The organism is Massilia aquatica, assembly GCF_011682045.1.
Classification (GTDB): Bacteria; Pseudomonadota; Gammaproteobacteria; order Burkholderiales; family Burkholderiaceae_D; genus Telluria_A; species Telluria_A aquatica.
Window position 1 is genome coordinate 1 of record NZ_VVIW01000075.1, and the last position, 810, is coordinate 810.

Genomic DNA, 810 nt, shown 5'->3' on the forward strand with positions numbered 1-810 from the left:
TCCCATCCCGAACAGGACCGTGAAACGATTTTACGCCGATGATAGTGCTGCAACCAGTGTGAAAGTAGGTCATCGTCAGGCTAGTTATAAGAAGAAAACCCCGCAGAAATGTGGGGTTTTTTTTCGTCCGCGTTTTCGTTGGCGGCCGCTAGGTGATCTTGCATATCTTGGCGACACTGAAGTAGCCGAGCTTATTTGATGATCGTTAGCTGCTTCACGATTTCAACACGGTCATCGGGGTGAGGGCCGGCCATACGGTCGCGGTTGCGTTCAATTTGGTACTCCATGATCACCTTGATCCCTTTGAACTTTTTCTTCAACGACGTTCCACCGTATTCGTCGGTGTCTTCGTCCAGGAACTGGTCACATACCTTCGTTACGCAGTAGGCACTGATTTCCTTGCCATCGGAGGAACGGACAGTCATGGCCCTGTTATCGCTACCGCCTCCTCCGGTGAGTTTTCCCGTAATGGTTGCGGCGAGAACTATCTGGGGCCAGACCAGTAGCACAGCGAAGAGATAAGGTCGTTTCATGTCAGTCTTTCTGGCAAAGAAGTATCAAGATGGCCATTATTGCAGACTTAAACGCGATTTCGGCGTCTAGTCCTACAAATTCCTTGCTACTCAGCAGCGCCTTTGCTATAGTTCGCCTCCCCGCTGAAGCGCTAGCGAAATCAAGTAGTTGCAGGACAGTCCAGGGGCGTTTCGAAAGAAGCGAAGTAACAAAAAGAGGTTGACGAGAAACGCGAAACGCTGCATAATCTCACCTCTCTGCTGCAACGAACACAACGCTTCGTACCATGCGGCAAGA

The 810-nt window shown here is 50.5% G+C and carries 2 protein-coding genes; one reads left to right on the forward strand and one right to left on the reverse strand.

Annotated features, from left to right (window positions below; all coding sequences use genetic code 11):
• A partial coding sequence (locus F1609_RS34345; protein WP_206752985.1) for a hypothetical protein occupies positions 1–199 on the forward strand: 199 nt, incomplete at its 5' end.
• Here the strand turns inward: F1609_RS34345 and F1609_RS33935 are convergent.
• Complete coding sequence (locus F1609_RS33935) at positions 192–533, reverse strand: hypothetical protein (protein WP_167082342.1); 342 nt, start codon at positions 531–533, stop codon at positions 192–194. The genes F1609_RS34345 and F1609_RS33935 overlap by 8 nt on opposite strands.
• Positions 534–810 lie beyond the last annotated feature (277 nt).

Coding starts and splice junctions, on each gene's coding strand:
- F1609_RS33935 (WP_167082342.1), bottom strand. CDS start 533: ATGAAACGACCTTATCTCTTCGCTGTGCTACTGGTCTGGCCCCAGATA.